Source organism: Microbulbifer discodermiae (assembly GCF_040742695.1).
In the GTDB taxonomy this organism is placed as follows: domain Bacteria; phylum Pseudomonadota; class Gammaproteobacteria; order Pseudomonadales; family Cellvibrionaceae; genus Microbulbifer.
The window spans coordinates 21,314-27,637 of record NZ_JBFLAB010000057.1; the positions used below are offsets into that span (position 1 = coordinate 21,314).

General features: G+C 57.1%; 8 protein-coding genes and 1 pseudogene. 1 reads left to right on the plus strand and 8 read right to left on the minus strand.

Going from position 1 to position 6,324, the window contains the following annotated elements; all coding sequences use genetic code 11:
• Window positions 1–131: 131 nt before the first annotated feature.
• Genes AB1S50_RS16320 through AB1S50_RS16345 form a run of 6 tightly spaced genes read right to left on the minus strand, consistent with a single transcriptional unit; the run spans window position 132 to window position 4,551 of the window.
• Window positions 132–1,061 carry a hypothetical protein gene (locus AB1S50_RS16320; RefSeq protein WP_367152072.1) on the minus strand — a complete coding sequence of 310 codons (930 nt, stop codon included), beginning with the start codon at window positions 1,059–1,061 and terminating at the stop codon, window positions 132–134.
• A gap of 8 nt (window positions 1,062–1,069) precedes the next feature.
• Window positions 1,070–1,270 (minus strand): hypothetical protein, encoded by a 201-nt coding sequence (locus tag AB1S50_RS16325; protein ID WP_367152074.1) that lies wholly within the window; start codon window positions 1,268–1,270, stop codon window positions 1,070–1,072.
• A 6-nt stretch (window positions 1,271–1,276) separates the two neighbouring features.
• Window positions 1,277–1,624, minus strand: coding sequence for a hypothetical protein (locus AB1S50_RS16330; RefSeq protein WP_367152076.1), 348 nt, complete (start codon window positions 1,622–1,624; stop codon window positions 1,277–1,279).
• Entirely contained in the window at window positions 1,617–3,101 is a 1,485-nt protein-coding gene (locus AB1S50_RS16335) for a tail fiber domain-containing protein (protein WP_367152078.1), read from the minus strand. Before AB1S50_RS16335 ends, AB1S50_RS16330 begins: the two co-directional genes overlap by 8 nt.
• Window positions 3,102–3,110: 9 nt before the next feature.
• Window positions 3,111–3,653, minus strand: a complete 543-nt coding sequence (locus AB1S50_RS16340; RefSeq protein WP_367152079.1) for a phage tail protein I — start codon at window positions 3,651–3,653, stop codon at window positions 3,111–3,113.
• 4 nt (window positions 3,654–3,657) lie between these two features.
• Window positions 3,658–4,551 (minus strand): baseplate assembly protein, encoded by an 894-nt coding sequence (locus tag AB1S50_RS16345; RefSeq protein ID WP_367152081.1) that lies wholly within the window; start codon window positions 4,549–4,551, stop codon window positions 3,658–3,660.
• A gap of 250 nt (window positions 4,552–4,801) precedes the next feature.
• On the opposite strand from AB1S50_RS16345, the gene AB1S50_RS16350 reads away from it, so the two are divergent.
• Window positions 4,802–5,122: a hypothetical protein gene (locus AB1S50_RS16350; RefSeq protein WP_367152083.1), complete on the plus strand. Its 321-nt coding sequence runs from the start codon at window positions 4,802–4,804 to the stop codon at window positions 5,120–5,122.
• A 244-nt stretch (window positions 5,123–5,366) separates the two neighbouring features.
• Here the strand turns inward: AB1S50_RS16350 and AB1S50_RS16355 are convergent, their stop codons facing one another.
• Together AB1S50_RS16355 and AB1S50_RS16360 are read right to left on the minus strand one after the other, a co-directional pair.
• The gene (locus tag AB1S50_RS16355) at window positions 5,367–6,173 is read right to left on the minus strand and encodes a DUF2971 domain-containing protein (RefSeq protein WP_367152085.1); all 807 of its coding nucleotides are present in this window, start codon (window positions 6,171–6,173) and stop codon (window positions 5,367–5,369) included.
• 19 nt (window positions 6,174–6,192) lie between these two features.
• Window positions 6,193–6,324, minus strand: a pseudogene (locus AB1S50_RS16360) (IS1595 family transposase); the annotation flags it as partial.

The window sequence follows — 6,324 nt, forward strand, 5'->3', positions numbered from 1 at the left end:
GTGTCAATTACACACCATTACATCCAGAGCATAAGGTGAATTGCATCACACTTATTAAAGCCATAAAGACAATGCGCTTGCCCGGATGCTCCTCTTAAGTTAAAGGCGGGATTTACCACTTGTAACTGGTATCAGAGAGGGCCGCCCCCAAGGCAGGTGGCCTTGACCCGTACCACTTTGTCGATCAGCCAGCTGCCGTTCTTTTTGCGGATGCGCACGCGCACATCCGAGAGTTTGGTGATGGTGGGCTTGTGGATTTGCGATTGATGCGCCGTTACGCCGATAGTGCGCGAGCCGTTGATTGTGTACACCGTGGCCAGGTTGCAGTTGCCATAGGTGAGCTGGGAAGAACTGGAATCAAAGCGCACCTCGAAACCATCGCCAACGGTGCTGCTGACAGGCTCCACATAGTTGGCGCCACCACGCGCAGAACCGTTGCGATAGATCCCCACATAGGCGTGTACATAAGACGGCGCCACATCGATATTCTCGTGGTCCACAATCGCCGCCGGGTTGAGCCGGTAGTGGGTGAAGTTGATGGTGATATTGCCGGTGTAGATGGAGGCCCCGCTGCCATCGGTAATTTTGCAGCGATACACCGAGGTGGTGTTGACGCCCCCGGCGCTGCGCGCAAAATTGGTGGCGGCGGACCCCTGGCTGTTGACGGTCAGTGTGGTGCCGCTGACTTTCTGCCAGGTGTAGGTATAGGGCGCCTCGCCGCCGCTGACACTGGCGGTGACCGAGTCGCTGGTCAAATTTATGGAACCGGTGCCCGCGCCTTTTTTACTGGAGCTGCTGCGGGACAAGGTGGCATTGCTCATGGGCGTGTAATAACTGGCGGTGCCCCTGGCCGCCCAAAGGGTGTTCAGGTCCGCGCCGCTGGCCAGTTTGATCCCGGTAGATGCGGCCGCGCTGCCAAAGGACAGGGGTGCATAGCGCTGGTTCAGATCGCGGCCGTCGCTGGTCTGGTAACCGGTGGCCGCCGGTTTACTGCCCTGGACATAGGGATCAAAAACACTGTCCAGGTCGCTGCCGCTGCTGGTCTGGTAGCCGCTTGCCATGGTGTACGCTAATCCAAGTCGGGTATGGGTTTATCTCCGGCGGGGCTGAATTCATTTTTCTTTTCGTCCCGGTCGGCCAGGGCCGCGGCCAGCGCGTCAAAATGCCGCTGCGCCATGGGCTCGTAACAGACACGCGCGGACACCGGCAGGGTGCCGCCAAAGTCCATTAATACCTGACGGATAAAATCCAGTTGTTCCCGACATTGCATGGCCGCTCACTCCTCTTTTGCTTCGTTGTAGAGTTTGTCGAAGGCGTTTTTGATCAGCAGCATCAGGCCCGCGGGGGTGACGCCGCCGAGATCCACGCCGGTGACCGGATCATTGAGCCCGCTGGCGAAGGTGCGGGTGCGGATATCGGCGAGATTTAATTCCAGCACCTGGCCGCCGACGGCGTCGGGCACCAGGGGTTGCCACTGCCCGGCGACGCACAGGTGTTCGCTGGTCTGGAAGGCGATGCTGGCGCTGTCGTCGGCGGGATTCCAAAACAGGTGGACTTGGGTGGCCAGGCGTTCGGCCAGGACACCGGGGGCGATTTCGCGCAGGCGCGCGTTGGTTTTAGGCATGGCCCTTCTCCAGTTTTAACAGTCGCGAATCCAGCAGCTGCAGCCAGCCGACCACGGGGGCGAGCATCTGGTCGTAGTCCATGGCGGGCAGGCTGCGCCCGTCGTCCGCCACCGGCTCCGGCAGCAGGGGTTTGACCTCCTCGGCGACAAAGCCCAGGCGCGGGCGCTGGTCGCGGCAGATGTTTTGGCGGTATTGGTAGCGTACCGGGCGCAGTTTGCGCAGCACCTCGAACCCCAGCTGCAGTGGCCGAATATTTTTTTTCGTGAAGCGGGAGGAATAAACCTTAAAACCGCCGTTGGCCTGCACCTGCTTGTCGAAGTAGTGGCGGCTGGCGGGGGTGTGATGGTTGCCGGAATTGGACGTGATGTTGTTAAACGTGACGCTGGCGCCCAGGGAGGCTTTGGCATCGAGCGCGGCTTGCAGGCCGCTGATCTTGCTGGTGGACAGTGTGGGAATACGGGCGGCGTTAAAGGTGCCGCTGGTGATTTTACTGGCGCTCAGCGCGGGAATGCGCGCTGAACCCAAGGTACCGGTGGTAATTTTGCCGGCATCCAGTGCGGGAATACGGGCGGCGTCAAAGGTGTCGCTGGTGATTTTGCTGGCACTCAGTGCGGGGATGCGCGTCGCACTGAAGGTGCCGGAGGTAATCTTGCCGGCATCCAGCGCGGGAATACGGGCCACAGCAAAAATGCCGCTGGTGATGGAATCGGCGGCGTGGCTGTGGGCGGCGGGCGGATAGCTGAGCGGCTTGCCGGTAAAGTTCGCCCAGTTGAGGTAGTAGCTGCCCTGCTGCCCATCCAGTTTGTCCGCGTCGAGACCCTTGCCGGGGCCCTGGTTTTGGGTGGCGGCGTTCCCCAGTCCCAGGTGTTGGCGCGCTCCGCTGGCGTCGTCCTGGGCCAGCAGGGTTTTGCCAAAACTTTTGGGGGCGCCTTGTCCCAGGCGATCATCCAGCGCGGCCTTGACGCCCCTGGGCGTGGAGGCGCGGCTGGCGTCCGCACCTTCTATCTGTTCCGCATCGGTGGCCAGCTCCGCCACGCCGGGGGTTTCGGTGGTGGCCGGCGGGTTGATCCAGCTGGTGTCGCCAAAACTGAGGTCGGTGGCATTTATCTCGGTAAAACAGACGTCCGCGGCCAGCAGCAGCGTGGCCTGGGTGGACTTTTCTAGTATCACGCCGCTCTGGCCGTAGACTGCGAACAGGGTGCCGTCCTGCAGGTAGAGGCCGAAACCGCGCAAGGTATAGGTGTCCGGTCCATCGTCGCGGATGATGACGTGCAGGGTATTGTCGGCCACCGCGTTGCCGGCAAAGGTATCCAGTTGTTTGATTTCACCGGGCAGCTCGGCCTGGGATGCCTGCGGAACAAAAACTTCGGCGGTGACACCGATGCTGGCGATACGCACCGGCAGTGTGCCGGTGTTGTCCGCATTGATCAGCGCCTGGCGGCCGGCGTCGGTCACGATGATCTGCAATCCGCTCATAAAAGCTCCTCAGGCCGCCTGCAGTTGCAGGCGGCGGTAAACCGCGGGCCGGGCCGCGGCCGCAAAACCGATACAGCCGCGGGCCTCGACGCCCTGGGTAAAACTCCAGTGGCTGCGCACGGGCTTGGTGCGCTCCACTTCCGCGATCACGTCGTCCACGTATTGGGCGCTGGCCTCCTGGCCGCCGGAGCCGTTGAGGGTGAGCCACATCGCAAAGGTGTGCGGCGCGCCGGGCGGATCCTGCTGCCACCACTCGCTCAGCTGCACGGCGCCGCCAAAACTCTGCACCACGGTACAGACGGAATAGGCGGTGCCCTTGGTGCGCTGGATCTGGATGGCGTTGCGGATGCGCTCGCGCTTCACCTGTTCCGGCCAGTAGTCCTTCCAGGCGTCGATGGACAGGGCCCAGGCGAGCCAGGGCAGCAGTTCCGCCGGGCAGCTGTCCGGATTCCACAGTTGCCGCAAGGGCACCGGCACCTCGGCGATGCGCGCGGTGGCGGCTTCCAGGGCGCGCTCGGCATCGGTGGCGTTGGCGGGCAGCAGGCTGGCCACGAGGCTATTCGTCCACGCCGCCGTGGGTGACGGTGGCGGCGGTGCAGTGGGTGGCCTGGGTGCGGCTGACGACGATATCGGCAGTGGGCTGATTGAGTGTTACCCGCTGGACTCCCTGCACATGCAGGGCGGCGTAGAGACCGGACAGGGTGACGTCGCGGCCCAGGCGGTGGCTGTCTTCGATATAGGTTTGCAGCTGCGCCCGAGCCTCGGCCAGCACCACCGCGGCACCGGGGCCGGCGTAGGTGTAGAGGGTGGCCTCCACCACATAGGAAATTATTTGCGCGGACTGCACGCTCACCCGGTCGGTCATGGGGCGCACATTGTCCGCCTGCAGCACCGCGGCCACGCTGTTCAGCAGTGCCGCACCCGCCGTGCCGTCACCGTCCCGGGCGAGGATGGAGACCACCACATCGCCGGGGCTGGGACTGGTGGCGCTGGCATCGAGGACACCGGGGTCGGCGCCCAGGGCGTGATAAATGTAGGCGCCCTCCGGGCCGGCGACACTGAACCCCTCCGGGGCCAGCTGGATGCGGCGGCGGAATTCGGTGTTGGATTCCATCGTGGGGTCGATACCGTTCACCGGGTCGCCGGGGTCCAGTACCAGGCGCTGGACACCGAACAGCGCGCCTATCTGGTCCAGGTCCGCGTCCTCGGCATAGGCCAGCATCACGGCGCGGGCGGCGTTGTTCACCCGCTGACGCAGCAGCAGTTCCCGGTAGGCGGCCACCTCAAGAATTTTATAGGCGGGGTCGGCTTCGGTCAGGGCGTCGAAGGTGGTGTCGCGGCTCTGCAGGTCGGACAGCATGGCGCTGAAGATGGACTCGAAATCGAGCGCTTCCACGACGTCCGGCTCCGGCAGCCGGGAGAGATCCACAGCGGTAAAGGTGTTGGCCATGCCCGCGATGGTGCGCGAGCGCCGGCATGACCGCAGTGGCGGCGGCTTGTAGCAGTGCTGGTTACAAAGTATATTTGCTCACATTGATCTGCAAAGCTACGTCAGATTTCTGCCAGAGAAAACTGCTATCCCACTGAGTTTTATGGGGCTCCAAAGTGATCAAAATAAAAGAAAATTTCTGGGTATGAAGTAATTACTCTGGGGCAGTTTTTTAAATAAACTATTACGTAAAAACACAAAAGAGAAATATATGAAAAAGGGTTTAGGATTAGCAACCATTGCAACAGTAATATCAGCCTTTTCGAGCACAGCTAGCGCGGCGCGGGTTTGGGGAACAACACTTACTGAATGGACTTTGGAGCTTAATAATGGTGTTGCATACATCACCTCCCCTCAATTCTATTCAAATTGTTCCTTCAGTCGAGGACAAATCAATATGGATGGCACCGAGTTTAATAAAGCCCAGTATGCTTATGCTTTGTCTGCAAAAGCAAGGGGTAAAAAGCTAGCGTATGTTATCGATGACGAGGAAACCACTTGCGTCATCACTGCGTTGCGGGAAATCGATTGACTAATTACATAGTAAGCAATTAAAAATTGCTTTTAATTCGGCAGCCATATACTTTGCAGTGGGAGGTAGTTTATCTGAGCGGAGCTGTCCCCTGGGCACTATGATTTAGCCCTGGCCCGGCTGGCTGCCGAACAATAAAGCTATCGCAGCACGCACTAAGTGCTGCGGTACTTTTAATTAGTGAGAGATAACCAGCTAAAAATAGGTTCTCCACTAGGGCGGTGCTTTGCAACTAATTCAATAGTTAATCCACCATAGCAGATTCGTCTGATCCTATTTGCTCAGGCATCACTAAAGGGGGAACCTCATCGAAGAAATCACTGTAAAATCTGTCTTTCTTTATATTTTTTTCAAATATCTTTAGCTCGTAAAAATCTTCACTTTCTACAGCATGATAAACACTTACACTCGCCCCCTTTTTTTTATTATGCTCCCTTATAAACTCAGTCGTTTTTGCTATGCTTTCGTTATCCATCTTACACCCAAGTATTACAGCCTCAAGCGCACCTCTGTCATAATGATGAATAGAGTCTTTTGATTCCAAAAAAAATCGCAACTCTTGCTCATACTGCCATACGCTAGATTTTGTCAATATTGTGTCAAAAATCTGCTTCTTCAATGAAAATTTTCGTGTTTCATTTTCAATAACATAGATCTTTGGTGGAACACTTGAGTACCGTACCTGATCAGACTTGTAGCTCTTACTATCAAATAAATCACCCTGCTTAAAGCAATAACAAACGCCTGTATGATTAGCTGCATAATGTGCCCACATTAATGGCAGTGTCGGGTCTTTACTAAAACAGCAAATTTTAGTCCTCTCTAAATGTTCTTTAATTTCTTCATAAACTGATCTGGCACGCCCAAAATCATATATATCAATGGGTCTTCGGCTACGTGAAATACGCAACTGATATTTGTTCTCAAAAGAGTCGTTGAATTCTGTTGCATTGCTAAATTTCAGTGTGGACTCGCTAATGGTGGTCTGCAAGTAATCAAGCTTTCCATACTTAAAAATCAAATCTTGATCAAGTATAACCTTGTTAGCCATAATTTTTCCTAATTACCACCTAAGCTAAGCCGAGCTTCAGTAATCTTTCTGGCATTGGCGGCGTCCGGAGAGAAACGTAGACAAGCCTGGGAATAAGTGCACACAGGTCGAACCTGCGGTTAAAACGATATTGAAACTCCGCCAAGTAGCG

Coding starts and splice junctions, on each gene's coding strand:
- AB1S50_RS16330 (WP_367152076.1), bottom strand. CDS start 1,624: ATGCCTAAAACCAACGCGCGCCTGCGCGAAATCGCCCCCGGTGTCCTG.
- AB1S50_RS16320 (WP_367152072.1), bottom strand. CDS start 1,061: ATGGCAAGCGGCTACCAGACCAGCAGCGGCAGCGACCTGGACAGTGTT.
- AB1S50_RS16345 (WP_367152081.1), bottom strand. CDS start 4,551: ATGGCCAACACCTTTACCGCTGTGGATCTCTCCCGGCTGCCGGAGCCG.
- AB1S50_RS16355 (WP_367152085.1), bottom strand. CDS start 6,173: ATGGCTAACAAGGTTATACTTGATCAAGATTTGATTTTTAAGTATGGA.
- AB1S50_RS16325 (WP_367152074.1), bottom strand. CDS start 1,270: ATGCAATGTCGGGAACAACTGGATTTTATCCGTCAGGTATTAATGGAC.
- AB1S50_RS16335 (WP_367152078.1), bottom strand. CDS start 3,101: ATGAGCGGATTGCAGATCATCGTGACCGACGCCGGCCGCCAGGCGCTG.
- AB1S50_RS16350 (WP_367152083.1), top strand. CDS start 4,802: ATGAAAAAGGGTTTAGGATTAGCAACCATTGCAACAGTAATATCAGCC.